Annotated in this window: 13 protein-coding genes and 1 riboswitch; of the genes, 3 read left to right on the plus strand and 10 right to left on the minus strand. The window is 62.1% G+C overall.

Annotation, left to right across the window (positions count from 1 at the left end; all coding sequences use genetic code 11):
- Positions 1-4: 4 nt before the first annotated feature.
- Positions 5-1,069, minus strand: a complete 1,065-nt coding sequence (gene trpS / locus HMPREF2942_RS03240) for a tryptophan--tRNA ligase (protein ID WP_070688365.1) — start codon at positions 1,067-1,069, stop codon at positions 5-7.
- 86 nt (positions 1,070-1,155) lie between these two features.
- Positions 1,156-2,031, minus strand: a complete 876-nt coding sequence (locus tag HMPREF2942_RS03245; protein ID WP_005508971.1) for an exodeoxyribonuclease III — start codon at positions 2,029-2,031, stop codon at positions 1,156-1,158.
- Between the two features lie 80 nt (positions 2,032-2,111).
- Here HMPREF2942_RS03245 and HMPREF2942_RS03250 point away from each other — a divergent pair, with 80 nt between their 5' ends.
- Positions 2,112-2,945, plus strand: coding sequence for a GntR family transcriptional regulator (locus HMPREF2942_RS03250; protein ID WP_070687426.1), 834 nt, complete (start codon positions 2,112-2,114; stop codon positions 2,943-2,945).
- Between the two features lie 106 nt (positions 2,946-3,051).
- Here HMPREF2942_RS03250 and HMPREF2942_RS03255 read toward each other — a convergent pair whose 3' ends face one another.
- From HMPREF2942_RS03255 to purN, 5 genes are all read right to left on the minus strand, one after another.
- Positions 3,052-3,930, minus strand: coding sequence for a bifunctional methylenetetrahydrofolate dehydrogenase/methenyltetrahydrofolate cyclohydrolase (locus HMPREF2942_RS03255; RefSeq protein ID WP_005508973.1), 879 nt, complete (start codon positions 3,928-3,930; stop codon positions 3,052-3,054).
- Between the two features lie 203 nt (positions 3,931-4,133).
- Positions 4,134-5,408 carry a serine hydroxymethyltransferase gene (gene glyA, locus HMPREF2942_RS03260; protein WP_070688366.1) on the minus strand — a complete coding sequence of 425 codons (1,275 nt, stop codon included), beginning with the start codon at positions 5,406-5,408 and terminating at the stop codon, positions 4,134-4,136.
- Positions 5,409-5,695: 287 nt separating this feature from the next.
- A complete protein-coding gene (locus HMPREF2942_RS03265) occupies positions 5,696-6,277 on the minus strand; it encodes a TetR/AcrR family transcriptional regulator (RefSeq protein ID WP_070688367.1) in 582 nt (193 codons plus the stop codon).
- A gap of 225 nt (positions 6,278-6,502) precedes the next feature.
- Positions 6,503-8,113, minus strand: a complete 1,611-nt coding sequence (gene purH / locus HMPREF2942_RS03270) for a bifunctional phosphoribosylaminoimidazolecarboxamide formyltransferase/IMP cyclohydrolase (RefSeq protein WP_070688368.1) — start codon at positions 8,111-8,113, stop codon at positions 6,503-6,505.
- Positions 8,114-8,325: 212 nt separating this feature from the next.
- Positions 8,326-8,922: a phosphoribosylglycinamide formyltransferase gene (purN, locus tag HMPREF2942_RS03275; protein WP_070688387.1), complete on the minus strand. Its 597-nt coding sequence runs from the start codon at positions 8,920-8,922 to the stop codon at positions 8,326-8,328.
- A 258-nt stretch (positions 8,923-9,180) separates the two neighbouring features.
- Between purN and HMPREF2942_RS03280 the strand changes: the two genes are divergently transcribed.
- A complete protein-coding gene (locus HMPREF2942_RS03280; RefSeq protein ID WP_070688369.1) occupies positions 9,181-9,795 on the plus strand; it encodes a 4-hydroxyphenylpyruvate dioxygenase in 615 nt (204 codons plus the stop codon).
- A gap of 12 nt (positions 9,796-9,807) precedes the next feature.
- Here the strand turns inward: HMPREF2942_RS03280 and HMPREF2942_RS03285 are convergent, their stop codons facing one another.
- The 3 genes from HMPREF2942_RS03285 to HMPREF2942_RS03295 form a co-directional block, all read right to left on the minus strand.
- Complete coding sequence (locus HMPREF2942_RS03285; RefSeq protein ID WP_070688370.1) at positions 9,808-12,252, minus strand: cell division protein PerM; 2,445 nt, start codon at positions 12,250-12,252, stop codon at positions 9,808-9,810.
- A 117-nt stretch (positions 12,253-12,369) separates the two neighbouring features.
- Complete coding sequence (locus tag HMPREF2942_RS03290; RefSeq protein WP_012904099.1) at positions 12,370-12,804, minus strand: PIN domain-containing protein; 435 nt, start codon at positions 12,802-12,804, stop codon at positions 12,370-12,372.
- Between the two features lie 10 nt (positions 12,805-12,814).
- Positions 12,815-13,042 carry a hypothetical protein gene (locus HMPREF2942_RS03295; protein ID WP_005506796.1) on the minus strand — a complete coding sequence of 76 codons (228 nt, stop codon included), beginning with the start codon at positions 13,040-13,042 and terminating at the stop codon, positions 12,815-12,817.
- 35 nt (positions 13,043-13,077) lie between these two features.
- A riboswitch (SAM riboswitch) is annotated at positions 13,078-13,212 on the minus strand.
- 265 nt (positions 13,213-13,477) lie between these two features.
- Here HMPREF2942_RS03295 and HMPREF2942_RS03300 point away from each other — a divergent pair.
- Complete coding sequence (locus tag HMPREF2942_RS03300; RefSeq protein ID WP_070688371.1) at positions 13,478-17,653, plus strand: DEAD/DEAH box helicase; 4,176 nt, start codon at positions 13,478-13,480, stop codon at positions 17,651-17,653.
- Positions 17,654-17,674 lie beyond the last annotated feature (21 nt).

A 17,674-nucleotide genomic window follows, 5' to 3' on the forward strand; every position in this document is an offset into this window, starting at 1 on the left:
CGCGCTAGATTGCTGCGGCAGGCAGGAAGCCAACCTTCTTGTACACGTTCTCAATGGTGACCGTAGCGATCTCGCGGGCAGCGGATGCACCCACAGCCAGCAGGCGGTCCAGCTCGGCGGGGTCGTCCATCAGCTCGAGGGTACGCTCACGCACCGGGGTGAGGCGCTCCACTACGATATCGGCAAGGTCAACCTTCAGGTGGCCGTACATCTTGCCCTCGTAGCGTGCCACGATCTCGTCGATGCTCTCGCCGGTCATTGCCGAGTAGATGGAGAGCAGGTTGGAGACGCCGGGCTTAGCCTCGCGGTCGTAGGCGATGACGGAGCCGTCATCGGTCACGGCGGACTTAATCTTCTTCTGGGTGACCTTGGGGGTGTCCAGAAGCTTAATCAGGCCCTTATCGGATGCCGCAGACTTGGACATCTTCGAGGTCGGGTCCTGCAGGTCGTAAATCTTAGCGGTTTCCTTCAGAATCACCGGCTCGGGCACCACGAAGGTCTCACCGAAACGGGAGTTGAAACGCTGAGCCAGGTTACGGGTCAGCTCCAGGTGCTGACGCTGATCCTCACCCACGGGCACGCCGTCCACCTGGTAGAGCAGGATGTCGGCAGCCATCAGAATCGGGTAGGTGAACAGACCCACTGAGGCGTTCTCGGCGCCCTGCTTCTGGGACTTGTCCTTGAACTGGGTCATACGGGAGGCCTCACCGAAGCCGGTGAAGCAGTTCAGAATCCACGCCAGCTGGGCGTGCTCGGGCACGTGCGACTGCACGAACAGCGGGGTGCGGGTCGGGTCGATACCGGAGGCGATGTACTGCGCCGCGGTCAGGCGGGTACGCTCATGCAGTTCCTCGGGGTTCTGAGGAACGGTGATGGCGTGCATATCCGGGATAAAGAACAGGCATTCGTTATTCGGGTCGTCCTGCAACGCGACCCAGTTGTTCACAGCACCAATGTAGTTACCCAGGTGCATCGAATCAGCCGACGGCTGCGCACCCGAGTAGATACGTGCCTTCTGCTGAGAGGCGTTAGGGATGAGGGACTTATCCTGCTTCTTTTCGTCTGCCATAGTTATTTCCTGTGCAGTTCTTCCTATGCGGTGCTGCGGACGGTGCAGCACATCTTCAAAAACTTATCTGTAGGTGGGTCTGCGTCTTACTCACCGATGCGGTAGTCAACCACGAGCGGCGCGTGATCGCTGAAACGCTCATCGTAGCTTGCCGCACGGTCCACGACCGCTTCCACGGCGCTTTCGGCGAGCGCCGGAGTCGCCATGTGGTAGTCGATACGCCAGCCTGCGTCATTATCGAACGCCTTACCGCGGTAAGACCACCAGGTGTAGGGGCCAGGCACCTGACCCGCCAGCTCACGAGCCACATCGCGGTAGCCGATATCGCCGAAGAAGCGGTCAAAGTAGGCGCGTTCCTCCGGCAGGAAGCCGGCACGCTTCTGGTTAGCCTTCCAGTTCTTAATGTCCAGCTCGGTGTGGCCCACGTTCAAATCGCCCACGATGAGCACGTGGTCCGAGTGCTTTGCCAGTTCAGGCATGCGCACCAGCATGCGCTCCAGGAAGCGGTACTTATCGTCCTGCTTCTGGGTGCCGACCTCGCCGGAGTGAACGTAGGCGCTGACCACGGTCAGGGTCTTGCCGTTGGGCAGAACGTAGTCCGCCTCAACCCAGCGGCCCGAATCGTCAAAGTACTCTTCGCCAATATTCGAGCGGGTCGCGACCGGCTGGTTCTCCAGGAGTTCACCGGCAGAGTTCGGGGTGCGGCGGGTCGCCACCAGCACGCCGGCGCGGCCCTTCGCGGCAGCCTCCGCGTGCAGAATATGCCACTGGGATTCGTCCAGCAGCTCACGCACGATAGCGTCGGGGGCGCGCACCTCCTGCAGGCAGAGAATGTCGATATCACGGCTCGCCAACCACGCCGCCATATCCTTCTTGTAGGCGGCTCGGATACCGTTCACATTCACGCTCGCCACGCGAAGCAGACCGCTCGGACGCGGTGCAGGGGTGTTAGAAAAATGCATAGTCTTAATTATGCCAGTTTGAGGGAAGAGAAATTTTCACTCGTGCGCGTTTTTTCTCTGGCTGAACGGTAAACTATTGGGTGATGAATTCACACTCCTCACATACCACCGACCACGGTGCCCCCTCACATCCTGCGGGCACCTCCGCCTCCGAAAGTACCGCTCACAACGCTGAGAGCCGCTACGAGCTACCCCCGATTCCCGGCCCGAAGTACGAGCAGGTCATCCACTACATTGAGCAGCGCTACATTATTCCCGGCAAGCCCGGCGATAAGCTGCCCACCGAACGCATGATTCAGCAGAACTTTGGGGTGAGCCGCCAGACGGTTCGTAGCGCCCTGAAGGTTCTGATTGAACGCGGCCTGCTCTACAACGTGCAGGGCTCCGGCACCTACGTTGCCGAGCGCACCGACGCCACTTACATTCCGCGCGTGGACACCTTCGTTGACGATATGCGCCGCCGCGGTTTTGAGGGCTCCACCCGCATGATTGCGACCCGCTGGGTGGACGCCACCGAAGAGATTTCCACCCACCTATCCGTGCCGGTGGGCGAGCAGGTGCTGTTCGTGCGTCGTCTGCGTCTTGCCAACCACGAAGTCATTGGCTTTGAGCGTTCCTACTTTGTCAAGGCCGCCGCAAGCAGCATCCTGGACGCCATGATGGCGGAGATGTCCGGTGCGATGAGCTCGCTAGACCAGCTTGCCGACACCCCCAACGCCATTAAGCACGCCCGCGTACGCACCAGCGCGGCGCTCTTCACCGACGCCGACGCCGAGGCGTTCAACCACCAGGTTCCCGTGGGCGAGGCGGCGTTCAAGGTCTGCGCGACCGGCTACACCGAAGAAGGTAGCCCCGTCGAGTACGCAGAGACCCTGTACCTTGCCGATGCTTACTTCTACGAGATGATTCTCTAGCATCTGCCTTTTCGATTGTGATGACAGTGTGAAGGGCGGTGCCCCGGTAGAACAATCTACCGGGGCACCGCCCTTTTGAGTTATCAGCTCTGAAATGTTGCGAGCCTTACGCCGCCTGACGCTCCGCAGTCTCAACCACGTTCACCAGCAGCTCCGCGCGGGTCATCGGGCCCACGCCGCCGGGGTTCGGGGAAACCCAGGACGCCTTCTGCGCAGCTTCCGGGGAAACGTCGCCGAAGAGCTTCTTCTTGCCGGTCTCCGGGTCCTCAGCGCGGGAAACGCCAACGTCCAGCAGGATTGCACCGTCCTTGACCTGGTGAGCCTTCAGCACGTGCGGAACACCCACAGCGGCAACAATGACGTCAGCCTCGCGCAGCACCTCGTCCAGGTTCTCGGTACCGGTATGCGCCAGGGTTGCGGTTGCGTTCACCTCGCGGCGGGTCAGCAGCAGACCCAGCGGGCGACCCACGGTAATGCCGCGGCCGAGCACCACAACGTTCTTACCGTTCCAGTCGATACCGTGGCGCTTCACCAGCTCAATGACACCGTTGGGGGTGCAAGGCAGCGGGGAATCCAGCGGCTCAGAAACGTTCAGCACGAGCTTGCCGAGGTTGGTCGGGTGCAGGCCGTCAGCGTCCTTCTCGGGGGCGATGCGCTCCAGCACGCGGTTGGTGTCCAGGTGCTTGGGCAGGGGCAGCTGCACAATGTAGCTGGTGCACGCCGGGTCGTTGTTCAGCTTGTCGATCTCTGCGTCGAGCTCTTCCTGAGTGATGTCACCGGGCAGGTCCACACGGATGGAGTTAATACCGATCTCTGCGCAGTCGCGGTGCTTAGCGCCCACGTACGAGCGAGATGCGGGGTCGTCACCGACCAGCACGGTACCCAGGCCGGGGGTAATACCCTTAGCCTTGAGCGCCTCGACGCGCTCCTTCAGCTCTTCCTTGATGGCTGCGGCGGTTGCGTTACCGTCTAGAATCTGGGGCATTGTTTTTCCTTCCATAGATTGCGGCGGGTTCGCCGAAACGGATGGTCTGTGTGTTGGGTTCTAGGGTGTGCCTAGGAGGTACCACTCCCCCGCTACGTCCCTGAACGGGTGTAGCGGGCAGGGCGGTAAAAGTAAGAGGGCGAAATAACCCCGCCCGCTCAGCACCCACGAAGGGATGCTGAGCGAACGGGGTCATCATGGGTCTACCAGTTCTCGCTGCCCTGGTAGAGGGGGTACTTGGCGCACAGTGCCTCAACGCGGGCACGCAGCGCAGCGATGTCCGGGTTCGGCAGCAGTACGGAAGCGATAATGTCGGCTACCTCGGTGAAGCCCTCGGCGTCGAAGCCGCGGGTCGCCAGCGCGGGGGTGCCGATACGCAGACCGGAGGTCACCATCGGCGGGCGCGGGTCGTTCGGCACGGCGTTACGGTTGACGGTAATACCAGCCTGGTGCAGCAGGTCCTCTGCTTCCTTGCCGTTGAGGGCGTGGTTGCGCAGGTCAACGAGCACCAGGTGAACGTCGGTACCGCCGGAAGCAATCGCAACGCCGGCGTCCTTCACGTCCTGCTGCAGCAGGCGGTTCGCCAGGATCTGTGCGCCCTCAACGGTGCGCTTCTGGCGGTCCTTGAACGCGTCAGATGCGGCGACCTTGAACGCGGTAGCCTTCGCAGCGATCACGTGCATGAGCGGGCCGCCCTGCTGGCCGGGGAACACAGCGGAGTCAATCTTCTTCTTCAGCTCCTCGGTGCAGAGGATGAAGCCGGAGCGGGGGCCGCCCAGGGTCTTGTGCACGGTGGAGGAGACCACGTGTGCGTGCGGGACGGGGTTCGGGTGCAGACCCGCAGCCACCAGGCCCGCGAAGTGAGCCATGTCCACCCACAGGTACGCGCCGATTTCGTCAGCAATCGCGCGGAACGCAGCGAAGTCCAGCTGACGGGGGTACGCGGACCAGCCGGCAATAATCAGCTTGGGGCGCTCAGCCAGAGCCAGTTCACGCACCTGCTCCATGTCAACGCGACCGGACTCGTCCACACCGTACGCCACAACGTGGTACAGCTTGCCGGAGACGTTCAGCTTCATGCCGTGGGTCAGGTGGCCACCGTGTGCCAGGGACAGACCCATGATGGTGTCGCCGGGGTTCAGCAGTGCGTGCATGACGGCGTTGTTCGCCTGCGCACCGGAGTGCGGCTGAACGTTAGCGTGCTCTGCACCGAAGAGTTCCTTCACGCGGGAAATAGCGAGGGACTCAACGATGTCAACGAATTCGCAGCCGCCGTAGTAGCGGCGGCCGGGGTAACCCTCAGCGTACTTGTTGGTCAGTACCGAGCCCTGGCTTTCGAGGACGGCACGGGGGACGAAGTTCTCGGATGCAATCATCTCGAGGGTATTCTGCTGGCGCTTGCGCTCCAGCTCAATGGCTTCTGCAACCTCGGGGTCGAGGTCGGCGAGGGGCATCTCGAGGATCTTCTGCTCGGACATTACGCTCCTGGGAGTGTTTTTGCGTTATCTTCGGTCGCTCATCATCGGGGTTGCCGCGGCGGGCGCCGGGCGGTCTTCAGGAGGCGGCGGGCGCCTCCAGTTGAAAACCCTGAATGAAAAAATATGAGCTACACCTCATAATACCGTAAAGCCCGCTTTCCTTCGAGAAGAAAAACGGGCTTTACAAAGCATCACGATGAAGTTTTTACGGCGTCGGCGCGACACCGGTGAGGGGCATACAAACCGCTCTTTAGGCTGATCGGGGCGGTTAAGCGGGTCTACAAACCCTATGCCTGACGCAGGATAGCGGAAGCATACTCCAGGTACGACTCGCGAGCGCTCTCCTTCTTACCGCCAGCCACCAGCTGGGTCTGCACCACGTAACCGGTCAGCACCGACAGTACCGCGGCACCGATAACGGTCAGCCACTCTTCAAGCTCCTCTTCGGTGAAGTCCAGCTCAGCGGCACCCCAGGCGCGGTAGCGTTCCAGGGACTGATCGCGCAGGTAGCTCAGCTGCTCAGACACCACGGTTGCCAGCTGCGGCATTGCCACGGCCTCGCCCCAGGTGACGAGCAGGTGACGGCGAATCTTGGGGGTGTCCAGCACCTTCAGGCACCCGAACACGTAGTCCCAGGGCTGTTCGGCGCGGATGCGGTCGAAGGGCGCCATGTCCATGCGGGCTGCCGCCAGGATGATCTCATCCTTGGAGGAGAAGTGGTTATAAATCGCTCCAGCAGACAGGCCGGTGGCCGCAATAATGTCGCTCATCGAAGCCTTCTGATAACCGTGCTTGATGAAGCATTCGCGGGCGGTCTCTACAATCTGAGAACGCCTGTTCTTTTTGTATTCTTCGCTGACTTTAGGCACAACCTAATCCTAGCGAACTTTTAGCCAATCCGTGCGCATCCTGGTCGCCGTTAACGCGCCCTCATGCGTAAATCCGGCGCAAAATAGAGCAAAAATTCTATAAATACGGCTGCCCACAATACGGATGCACGGGCACCCGGTATAAAAGCGGGGCACCCCGGGTTTACCCCAGGATGCCCCGCTCACAGCAGGTAGCTCAGCGCGTACTGAGCCCGCTACACGTGTTTAGTGGAAGAAGTGGCGGGTACCGGTCAGGTACATGGTCACGCCAGCAGCCTTAGCCGCCTCGATAACTTCCTCGTCGCGGATCGAACCGCCCGGGTGCACGACGGCACGCACACCGGCGTCCAGCAGAACCTGCAGGCCGTCAGCGAAGGGGAAGAACGCGTCGGATGCGGCAACCGCACCGCGGGCACGCTCGTTACCTTCACCGCCGAGGGTGTTCGCGCGCTCCACCGAGAGCTTGCAGGAGTCCACGCGGTTCACCTGGCCCATGCCGATGCCCACTGCGGCACCGTTATCGGCAAGCAGAATAGCGTTGGACTTGGGCGAACGCAGTGCACGCCAGGCGAACTCGAGGTCGCGCAGGGTTGCCTCGTCAGCTGCCTCACCGGCGACCAGGGTCCAGTTCTTCGGGTCGTCACCCTCAGCCTGCAGGCGGTCAGCCTCCTGGAAGAGTGCGCCACCGGAAATGGGGCGGTACTCGATAGCCTCACGGGCGAAGTTCTCGGGCAGAACCAGCAGGCGCAGGTTCTTCTTCTCGCGCAGGATCTCCAGCGCCTCGGGCTCGAAGCCGGGAGCCACGACAACCTCGGTGAAGATGCCCTTGACGGTCTGAGCCATAGCGGCGGTCACCGGGCGGTTAGCGGCAATCACGCCACCGTATGCGGACAGCGGGTCGCATGCGTGCGCCTTCGCGTGAGCGTCCGCAATCGGGTCAGCCGCGCCGGGGGTTGCCACAGCAATACCGCAGGGGTTGTTGTGCTTGATAACGGCAACAGCCGGCTCGTCGAAGTCGTAAGCGGCACGCAGAGCGGCGTCAGCATCAACGTAGTTGTTGTAGCTCATCGCCTTACCGTGCAGCTGCTCCGCCTGAGCAATACCGGGGGCAGCGGCGGGGTCAACGTACAGGGCGGCACGCTGGTGCGGGTTCTCGCCGTAACGCAGGGTCTCGCTGCGCTCAAAGCCCAGGCCAGCGTACGGGGGCCAGAAGTTAGCATCCTCATCCTGCAGGAACTGGGATGCGGTCCAGGTAGCCACAGCGGTGTCGTATGCGGCGGTGTGGGCGAATGCGCCAGCGGCAAGGCGGCGGCGCTCGTCCAGGGAGAAGCCACCGTTCTTAGCGGCCTCAACGGTGCGCGCGTAGTCGGCGGGGTCCACAACAATTGCGACGGCGTCGTGGTTCTTCGCGGCAGCGCGAACCATGGAGGGGCCACCAATGTCGATCTTCTCGATGATGGCGTCCTGATCGGCACCGGATGCGACGGTCTCAACGAAGGGGTACAGGTTCACAACCACCAGGTCGAACGCCTCAACGTCCAGCTCTTCAAGGGTGTCGATGTGCTCCTGCTTGCGGCGGTCAGCCAGAATACCGGCGTGGATGCGCGGGTGCAGGGTCTTCACGCGGCCCTCGAGGCACTCGGGGAAACCGGTCACTTCGGTGACCTCGGTGACGGGTACGCCTGCTGCCGCGATGGTGGATGCAGTGGAGCCGGTGGAGACCAGCGCGACGCCAGCCTCGTGCAGGCCGCGGGCGAACTCCTCCAGACCGGTCTTGTCGTAGACGGAAATGAGGGCGCGGCGCAGGGGCACGCGATCGAGCTCAATGAGAGACACAAATACTCCGATGCTTTAGACGTGCGCCGGTTCTCGGCGGCACAGCTGGTGGATGGACGTAGCCTGCCCGGATAGACAGGATATGTGTGGGGGTATTCCCCGCCGCTGTGCGTGACGCTAAGGTGAGCGCGTCAAATGGGCACAACGGAACGTGTGTGGGCGGCGGGGTTTGAGCTCGGCTCATTCCGCCGCGAAAAGTTTAGTGGACGGAATTAGCTGTCAGATGCAGTACCGCGGGATTCAGCGCCGTCAGATGCAGCACCGTGGGATTCAGCGAGAGACGCGATGGTCTGCACGAGCAGGCGGCGCTCCTGCACCTTAATGCGTTCGTGCAGGGTCTCTTCGGTATCGTCGTCCAGAACAGGCACTGCCGCCTGCGCGAGGATGGGGCCGGTGTCAACGCCCGCATCCACAAAGTGGACGGTCAGGCCGGTAATCTTCACACCGTGCGCCAGGGCGTCACGCACGCCGTGCGCACCCGGGAAGGAGGGCAGCAGGGCGGGGTGGGTGTTAATAATGCGGTTGCTGAAACGCTCGACCAGCTGCGCGTCAACAATGCGCATGAAGCCGGCGAACACAATGTAATCGGGGTCGTAGGAAGCGATCTTTTCTTCCAGCGCGCGGTTCCAGGAGGGGCGGTCGGCGTAGTCGCCGGGCTGCACCAGGAAGGTGGGTACACCCGCCGCCTGGGCGCGTTCAATACCCAGACAGGGCTTGTCGGCGCCCACTGCCGCAATGTCGAGGGGAAGCTCGCCCGCTGCTACAGCGTCGAGGATGGACTGAAGATTCGTTCCGGAGCCGGATACCATAACCACAATTCGCACCCGACTAGTATAACCCGTCTCACACCCTTATCCAAAGGGGTAAGAGGTTCACAACAGGCCCAAAGCCCAAAAGGTGAGCACAAAGAAACCCCGGCGGGATGAATCCTCACCGGGGTTCGCTGGAGTTCATGGGGGTTCATGGGGCTTCACCGGGGTTTGCTGGGCGCAAACTCAACAGGTCGCGAACTCAATAGGCCGCATACTCAATAGGTCGCGGGCGCACGGGACGGTACCCTTATAGGTATGTCTACTCCCCCGCAGAACACCCCGCAGAACACCCCGCAGAACACCCCGCAGAGCACCCCGAACAACGCACCGCAGCAGCCCACCCCGAACAACGGCACGCCGCAGAACCAGCAGGTTCCGCCGCGAGCGCCGCAGCAGGCACCGCAGAACATGATGCCGCAGCCTCGGGGACCTCAGGGCAAGAAGCCGCGCAAGCCTATCGACCCCATCGAACAGCAGAAAGCGAATATTCGCACCTCGCTCATGCTGATCGCTGCCGCGCTGGTGATTTTTGCGGCGTCTTCCTTCGTGCTCTCCACGATGCCGCTTTTCTTGGCGCTCTTCATCTTCGCGCTCGCCGGCATTACCCTGAGCATTATTGCGATCGTGCGCACCGCCGTCTACCGCGGCCCCTGGTTCTTCTACATTGCCGCGGGCGTCAGCATTATCTACGGCGCGATGACCCTGCTCGGCGGCATTGGTCTTGCACTCATGCCCGGCGCTCAGGAGTACCGTGAGTGCCGCGCCGCCGCGCTGACCCAGACCGATATGTACACCTGCGACCAGAAGTTCCAGGGCACGATGGACAAGCTCACCGGCACGTCCAGCTCTAGCTCTTCTGCAGCTCGTTAGGGGTTCTGCGCGCTAGTTCTTCTTGCGGGCGTTAGAACCCTGCGCATTAGAGCCCTGGGACTTCGAGGAGCTGACATCCAGCGGGGGCAGCTCCACGGTAGACGCCTCATCGGTCACCAGCGGAAGGATGCCGGTCTGGCTACGAACCTCAAAGATGCGGCTCATCGCCTGATCGGCAGAGAGGACATCCAGCTCGCGATCCACAAAATCACGCTCTAGGTCGTTCTTCTGCTTCTTGCGTGCCGCCTTAGCCGCCTTCTTCGCCTCGCGCTTCTGCGCGCGCTCGTGTGCGCGGTCCTGAGCGGAATCCTGCGAGGCGGGTTCAGCGTGGGAACCCTCAGTCGGCTCGGCACCTTGCGCTGCGGCAGGCTGTTCAATACCAAAGCCGAAGTACGCCATAATGCGGCTCGCGCGGCCCTTCGAACGCGGCGCCTGCTCCGCGGGCTCTTCAACAGCGTTCTCACGCTCAGTAGCCACAGGTTCGGCAGTCTCGTAGACGGGCTCCTGAATCAGGTCGCGAGTCTCCTCCTCGGAGGGGTCATGAGCGTACACGGCGGGATCGTAGGTGTTGCGCTCATACTCGGTGTGCGAGGCAGGCTCAACAGATGCTTCAATGCTCTCGTAATCCTCCGCCTGCGCAGAGTCAGCATGGGCAGAGTGCAGGTAATCGACCTGCTGAACGGCCTCAATCGGCTCGTACTGCTCAGCGGGGCTCTCTTCGGCAGTAGCCTCTTCGGAGGCGGGCTCTTCAGCCGCCTCTTCGCGCTCTGCAACAATCTCAGCGAAAGCATCCGCCGCCGCACGCTGCGCCAGCTGTTCGGTCGCCTCCACGGGGACGGCAACCACAGGCTCCTGCGGATGCACCGGAACGTGACCGGTCGCCACCTCAGATACAACAGACTGCTCAGATGCTACAGACCGCTCGGGCTCAGCAACGTGCTCGGAAGCCTGCGCACGTGCCGCCTCCTCAGCTTCACGCTCAGCGGCTTCACGCGCAGCCGCCTCTTCAGCTTCACGCTCAGCGGCTTCCTCAGCCTCACGCTGTGCACGTTCCGCACGCTCCTGGGCACGCTGCTCACGACGCTCCGCAAAACGCTCACGGCCCTGTGCAAAACGCTCACGGGCCGAAGCAGTAAAACTCATCAGACGCTCACCCAGGTTCGGGCGCTCATCCGCAAAACGAGGCAGCTCACGGCTGCTATCCGGCACCAGGGCACGGCTCAGCAACATACCGAAAGTCACGCCGGCACCCACCGTCAACGCGGTATGCGCCGCAAAAGTCAGCGGCTCAGCACCAACCTCCGTAAAACGACCAATGCCCAGAGAACCGTACGAAATCCAGCCCAGCCACAGGGCACCAAACGACGTCATAATACCGGTCATCACACCCAGCACCACTGCAGAAATCAGCGCAGACAGCGGGCGGAACGGAACCTTCAGAGCAACCCACTCATCCAGGTGATCCTCACCCTCACGCAAGAACCACCAGCCAGCAATCGCACCGGCAACCAGTGGCACCAGCAAACCCACCAGACCAAATGTGCCCAACGACTCGGGCACAGCGCCCAAAATCGGAAGCATCGGCAAAGTACCAGCATCGCTACTGGTCAAACCAACCGAGGTGCCCGCACCAAAGGAGAAACCGGCACCGGTCGACCACGCAATCGCGTAGATTACCAGGTTCGGCAAGAAACCCAGCTGCAGCAGAGTCACCGCAGTATCACCCACAGCGCCCGCGTGCAGCTCCTGGTAGGTGGCAACGATCTGCGACCAGCCCGCCAAAATACCGATACCCAAAAGCACCGCACCCAGACCAATCAGCGCCACAAAAGCAACCACCGCAGCACGCACCACAGCCCACGCGTACGAACCCGCCCAACGCGAATACTGACTCATCTGCGAAATCTGCTCCGCAGTATCAACACCCACCATGCGCGAGAGCGAACGCGCCTCACGGTAGCCACCCCACATCAGACCAGCCACCACAATACCCAAAGGCACCAGGGCAGCATTCAACGCCTGAAGAGGCTGAGGATGCGGACTCGCCCAACCGTACATCGCCGAACTAATCAGCGCATAGGTCACCGAACCGGACAGCACCGGAATCAAAAACTCACCCTCATACGAGGCACGCGCCAAGCGACGACCCGAACGATAACAGAGCAGCAGCGGCAGAATACTCAAACCCAGCGGCACCAGCGTCATCGTGCCGGCAGAAGCACCAAAAGCAGCCGCAAGATCCAGGGGAACACCGTGAATCAGAAGCCACAGGTGCGCCGACATGGCGGCCACGGAGGAGAACTCCATGTCGCCAAAACCCTTGGTCGCCCACACGGCAGACATCGCCGCAAACACGGCAACAGCAGAGAACAGGGCAGTAACAATTAGCTCAACAACACCCTGAAGCCACAGAGGCATGGGCATGGAATAACGCGAGATAGGTGAGGTGCTTTTCATCGTCCTTCAATCATGCCACGAATTAACGACGAAACCCGCCTCCGATTAACACTCGAAAGCGGGTTCTCACAACTATTCACACAGGGATGCACGCGAGGACGCGCATCCGGCAAAGTTTTAATCCTCAGTCCACGGGTTGGAAGCCTGAACACCCCAGGCGCGGTACACCTGAGCCTTAGAAGAAATCAGCTCCAAATCATAGGCACTCGCGCTCGCCGCCATCAGACCCTCCAGGGCGGCGGTAGGCAGCGGACCGGCATCATCACGACCCACGGCATGCACACCGAGCGGCGCCTGACGACCAGCCCACTCGAGGCTCACATGCGCATCCACATTAATAACGTGGTCGCCAAAGCGCTCAAGAAGTTCGGTAATCCAGCGATCAGTTTCCGGGTAGGGGTACAGGCCCTTCAGCTCGCCAATGCTCAGCACAGAAATGTACATGTGCCGGAACGAGCGGCGGCGCAGAAAAGCGACCACGGCGGGGTCTGGATCCGCCTTACGGATCTCCGCAAGAACGTCGGAGTCCAGGAGCATACCGGAGAAATTCATACCCCTAATGCTACGCTACGCGCAGACCGGCGTACTCAATAGCGGGGATGCCCTCGGGGTTCGGCAGAAGAAGGAAGTTCAGGAACTCGTCGCGCTTAGAAGAAATGCGGGAGTAATCGTCAATGCTGACTGCGGTGTATCCGCCTCGCGCGGGGACAGCTGCGGCACGCAGGCTTTCCTGGTAGGAGCGGGAGGGGTTCAGAGAGATTGCTGCTTCGGTTGCAGAGCCGTTGTACATGTGACAACCTGCGCCGTGAGTGGCGCGATCCTTTCGCGTTGCTCTTGTCTGTACCAATTACCACCGGTTATTCCGGTGGTGAATACAAACCGCTTCGTCATCCGAGCCACCCGTGAACATGGGGTTGGCGTTCGACCATAGTCGGAGCTTATCAGTCGAAACTCTTGAAGCTGGGTTTAGCTTACAGCATTTTCTCAAGTTAAGTAAAGCGTTTTGTGAAAGAGATTTAGATTATTAGCATTTTGGCTTGTGGGAACGTTTTAAATGGTGTGAATTTTTGATACGGTGCGGAATATCTTATGTGAATACCGGTGTTTTTATGCGTCAAAAACTCCCCGCCAAAAATACGAAATACGCCCCAAACCACCGCTCAATAGTCGCCCCAGCAACCAACCCGACAGTCAATCCAACAGTCAGCCCGGCAGCCGCCAGCAAATGACCGGCAACAAGGCGCATACCCGCACAATACGCGATAATGAGCTGGTGAGCGCCAACAACCCCTTCCCCGAAATTCCCGTCACCGTACCGCAGATCATTCGCCAGGCCGGGCACCGCACCTACCAGCGCGGCGTCGCCTACCAGCGCAACCGCGAAGTCATCCGCTACAGCTACGATGAAGACGAGCGAACCCTCACCGGGCTCGTCAACGGAAGCACCATCATCCCCTACGAAGTGACCGTTCGCTTCTTCCCCGCCGTCAGCGGCTCCGCAACCTTCACCGCCCGCTGCACCTGCCCCGTGCTCACCGACTGCAAGCACGCCGTAGCGCTCATGCTCACCGCGCTCGACCGCGCCTCCGTAGCGAAAAAGGCACTCAGCGAACACCCCAGACCGGTCGGCGTACCCGGTGCCGCGGCAAAGGAGGCGGCAGAGGCAAAGGGATCCGCAGATTCAAAGAGCGCGGACGTTGCGGAGGCGAAGAAATCCGCCGACCCGCTTGCGGCGCTGCGCGCCTCCGGTGCGCTCACCACTGCGGCGAAACTGCCCGCGCCCGATGCAGCGACTGCCGAGCCTGAAAACCCCCAGGGAAGCTTTGCGCTCAACGAGCTAGGCGCCTCCCCGAGCCTGCAGGCAAAGGCATCCGCCACCAAAATCTCGGCATGGCGGCGCGACCTCTCCTCCATTCTTTCCGCACGTCAGGACCTTGCGGGCATCGATTCGATGCGCGTGAGCGGTGCCCTGGATTTCTCGCTGAGCGTCTCCGGCTCCTACGCGCGCGGCCGCAATATGCCCGGCGCAACCCCCAGCATTAACCTGCTCGCCCGACCGCTCATGGCATCCAAAACCGGGCGCTGGATCAAGGGCGGGCTCAGCTGGGAAACCTTCGCATCCAGCGTGGGCGGACCCGTCGGGCGGCACGAAATCTACCCCGAACACGAACGGTTCTTCGCCGAGCTCTACTCGATTGCCCGCCCCTGGCAGAACATGTACTCCTCGCACCGCGACTGGATCTCGATTAGCGCTTCTGCCTCCACTCTGCTCTGGGATGTACTCGCCCGCGCGGAGGATATTGGTCTACCCCTGCTCGTCAACGGCCGCGAGGTAAACTACGCCGTGCTGAGCCCCGCACAGGTGCGCCTGCACGCCAGCGAAGAGAAACACGCGGAAGGCGCCGGGCTGCAGCTTCAAGCCGCGCTCAGCTGGGAAGGACGCGAAGGCGAACTACTGCGCCAGCTCTGGCTGCCCGCCGCCCACTGCCATCCCATCGGCACCCCGCGCACCGGCTTCTTTGCCCTGGGCGGGCTCGCCCAGCAGGAGTACGAACAGGCGGCAAAGGCGGTGCACTGGAAGACCGCGCGCCCCGGCGCACTGGATGAAGTGGGGCGCGAGTCCTTCGTGCAAAAGGACGCGCAGGAGGCACCGGCTGAGGAAGCTGAGAATAGCGCACCGACGATTGCCCCGGCGCAGAATAACCCGGCGCAGGGTGAACGGGTGCGCTACTCCCCCGCCGTGCCCGAACTGCCCGAGGGCGTGGAGCTGGCGCTCATCCCCCTGGTTGAGCCGCTCGATGCCGCCTCCGAATCGCTCATTAGCGCCGGAACCGTGCACATTCCCGCCGCGGAACGCGCCACGTTCCAGAAGGAGTATCTGCCCGCACTCAGCCGCTCTATTCCCTCGCTGACCCCCGATCCGGCGTTGGCGCTGCCGCGCGTGAAGCCGCCGCATCTGGTGCTTGAAATCAGCTTTGACGAGCAGGTACGCCACGACGCGCAGCTGAGCTGGCGTTGGGAGTACCCGCTGAACCCCTTCGCGGAGGACAGCGCAGAGGAGGCGAGCGCACAGGATTCTGCGGGTGCCTCCGATGTGTACTCCCTGCCCGTTTTCGGTTACCCCGGTGAAGAGGGCGGCGAGATTCGTGATGAGCGTTTTGAGGCGCGCGTACTGCGTTCGGTGCGCGCCATTCTTGCCGCTCACCCGGCGCTTTCCGGGCTGGAGGAGCGCCGCATCGAAGGCTGGGAAACCCGCGAGCTGCTCAGCGCGATTCTGCCGAAGCTTCGCCGTGTTTCCGCTGTTCAGGTGCGTTTTAACGGCACCCCACCGGAGTTCGTGGAGGCAACCGACGCGCTGATTGAAATCACCGTGAGCGAGGGCAATTCTCGCGACTGGTTCGGCCTGGGCATTGCGGTGAAGGTCAATAATTGGACCGTGCCGTTCGCACAGATTTTTGAGGCGCTCGACCGCGGGGCGGACCGTATTCTGCTCGGTAACGGCACCTATTTCTCGCTGCGTCGACCCGAGTTTAAGACCCTGCGCACCCTCATCGCGGAGGCTCGCGAACTCGACGATGCGGGCGGTGAGCTGCGCATTAACCGTCACCAGGCGGGGCTGTTCTCTGAGCTGGAGTCGCTGGCGGCGAGCGTGCATACGACCGCGCGGTGGGATGCTCAGGTGCGTTCACTGCTGGAGCTGGTTGAGGGCCTGGATGATGCCGAAGAGAGCGCCAAAGAGAACTCCGAAAAGGGTGCCGAAAAAGCATCTGACAAGGATATTCAGGATTCCCCCGCACTCCAGAAGACCTCTCGCAAGAAGACTTCCCGCCAGATTATTCCGAGCTGCCCGGTACCCACCGGCCTGCAGGCGACCCTACGCCCCTACCAGGTGGAGGGTTTCCAGTGGCTGTCCTTCCTGTACGAGCAGCGTCTGGGCGGTATTCTCGCCGACGATATGGGTCTGGGTAAGACCGTGCAGGCTCTCGCACTGCTCGCCCACGCGATTGAGGAGCACCGTGCCGCCTCCGAACGTGCCACATCCGAACGTACCACCGAGCGCGGTGAGAGCATCGAGCCGTTCGCACCCTTCCTCGTGGTTGCGCCGACCTCCGTCATCACCAACTGGGCGGCGGAGGCGGAACGTTTCCTGCCCGAGGCGAAGGTCGTGACCATCACCGAAACCACCGCCGGTAAGACCCCGCTGGCTGAGCGCATCGCCGGGGCTCACCTGGTGCTGACCAGCTACACACTACTGCGCATGGACGAGGACGCATACACCGGCTACGCCCGCACGCTGGGCGGCGCCGTTGACGAGCACACGGGCGAGCAGTCCGCCCCCGAAGGCTGGGGTGCGCTCCTGCTGGATGAGGCGCAATTCGTCAAAAACACCGGCACCCGCGCCTGGTCCATCGCCCGCACGATGCCCGCCCGCACCAAGATTGCGATGACTGGCACGCCCATTGAGAACAATCTCATGGAGCTGTGGGCGCTGCTGGCGATTGTGGCGGACGGCCTGTTCCCCTCCGCCCGTGCGTTCCGTGACCTGTACGCTCGCCCGGCGGAGTCCGGCGAGGACCCGGCGCACGCCGCGGCGACGGCTGCTCGTCTGCGCCGGCGCATCCGCCCGCTCATGCTGCGCCGCACCAAGGAGCTGGTGGCAGCGGAGCTTCCGGCGAAGAACGATACGCGCGTGAACCTGCCGCTGGCTCCCGGTCACCGCCGCATCTATGACACGCATCTGCAGCGTGAACGCCAGAAGGTGCTGGGTCTGCTGGAGGATATGGATAAGAACCGGTTCACGATCTTCCAGTCGCTGACTCTGCTACGCCGCCTGGCGCTTGATGCCGCGCTGATTGATCCGGACGCCTACGCCGGGGTGTCGTCGGTCAAGCGCGACTACCTGGTTCAGCAGCTACCCGACCTGCTCGAGAAGGGCCACCGTGTGCTGGTGTTCAGCCAGTTCACCGGCTATCTCAAGAGCATTTCGGCGCGCCTGGCTGAGGAGGGCATCGGCCACCTGTACCTGGACGGTTCGACCCGCAACCGCGCCGAGGTCATCGAGGCGTTCACGAGCGGTCAGGAGCCGGTGTTCCTCATTTCGCTCAAGGCTGGCGGTTTCGGTCTGAACCTGACCGAGGCGGACCACGTGTTCATCATGGATCCGTGGTGGAACCCCGCCGCCGAGCAGCAGGCGGTGGACCGTATTCACCGCATCGGCCAGGACAAGGAGGTGCACGTCTACCGTCTGGTCGCCGAGGGCACGATTGAGGAGAAGGTCATGCAACTCAAGGAGTCGAAGGCGGCGCTCTTCGATGCGGTGGTCGGTGAGGGTGAGTTCGCCTCCGCGGCGGTGACGGCTGAGGATGTGCGTGAGCTGTTTGCGCCGGCTGTCGAGCGATAGCCGCCTTCCAGCCCGAGCGGT

The organism is Rothia sp. HMSC071C12 (assembly GCF_001813895.1).
Taxonomy (GTDB): Bacteria; Actinomycetota; Actinomycetes; order Actinomycetales; family Micrococcaceae; genus Rothia; species Rothia mucilaginosa.

What these genes read in the sequence shown, in the direction of transcription:
- trpS (WP_070688365.1), bottom strand. Translation starts at nt 1,069, where the DNA reads ATGGCAGACGAAAAGAAGCAGGATAAGTCCCTCATCCCTAACGCCTCT.
- HMPREF2942_RS03245 (WP_005508971.1), bottom strand. Translation starts at nt 2,031, where the DNA reads ATGCATTTTTCTAACACCCCTGCACCGCGTCCGAGCGGTCTGCTTCGC.
- HMPREF2942_RS03255 (WP_005508973.1), bottom strand. Translation starts at nt 3,930, where the DNA reads ATGCCCCAGATTCTAGACGGTAACGCAACCGCCGCAGCCATCAAGGAA.
- glyA (WP_070688366.1), bottom strand. Translation starts at nt 5,408, where the DNA reads ATGTCCGAGCAGAAGATCCTCGAGATGCCCCTCGCCGACCTCGACCCC.
- purN (WP_070688387.1), bottom strand. Translation starts at nt 8,922, where the DNA reads ATGGTATCCGGCTCCGGAACGAATCTTCAGTCCATCCTCGACGCTGTA.
- HMPREF2942_RS03280 (WP_070688369.1), top strand. Translation starts at nt 9,181, where the DNA reads ATGTCTACTCCCCCGCAGAACACCCCGCAGAACACCCCGCAGAACACC.
- HMPREF2942_RS03285 (WP_070688370.1), bottom strand. Translation starts at nt 12,252, where the DNA reads ATGAAAAGCACCTCACCTATCTCGCGTTATTCCATGCCCATGCCTCTG.
- HMPREF2942_RS03290 (WP_012904099.1), bottom strand. Translation starts at nt 12,804, where the DNA reads ATGAATTTCTCCGGTATGCTCCTGGACTCCGACGTTCTTGCGGAGATC.
- HMPREF2942_RS03295 (WP_005506796.1), bottom strand. Translation starts at nt 13,042, where the DNA reads ATGTACAACGGCTCTGCAACCGAAGCAGCAATCTCTCTGAACCCCTCC.
- HMPREF2942_RS03300 (WP_070688371.1), top strand. Translation starts at nt 13,478, where the DNA reads ATGACCGGCAACAAGGCGCATACCCGCACAATACGCGATAATGAGCTG.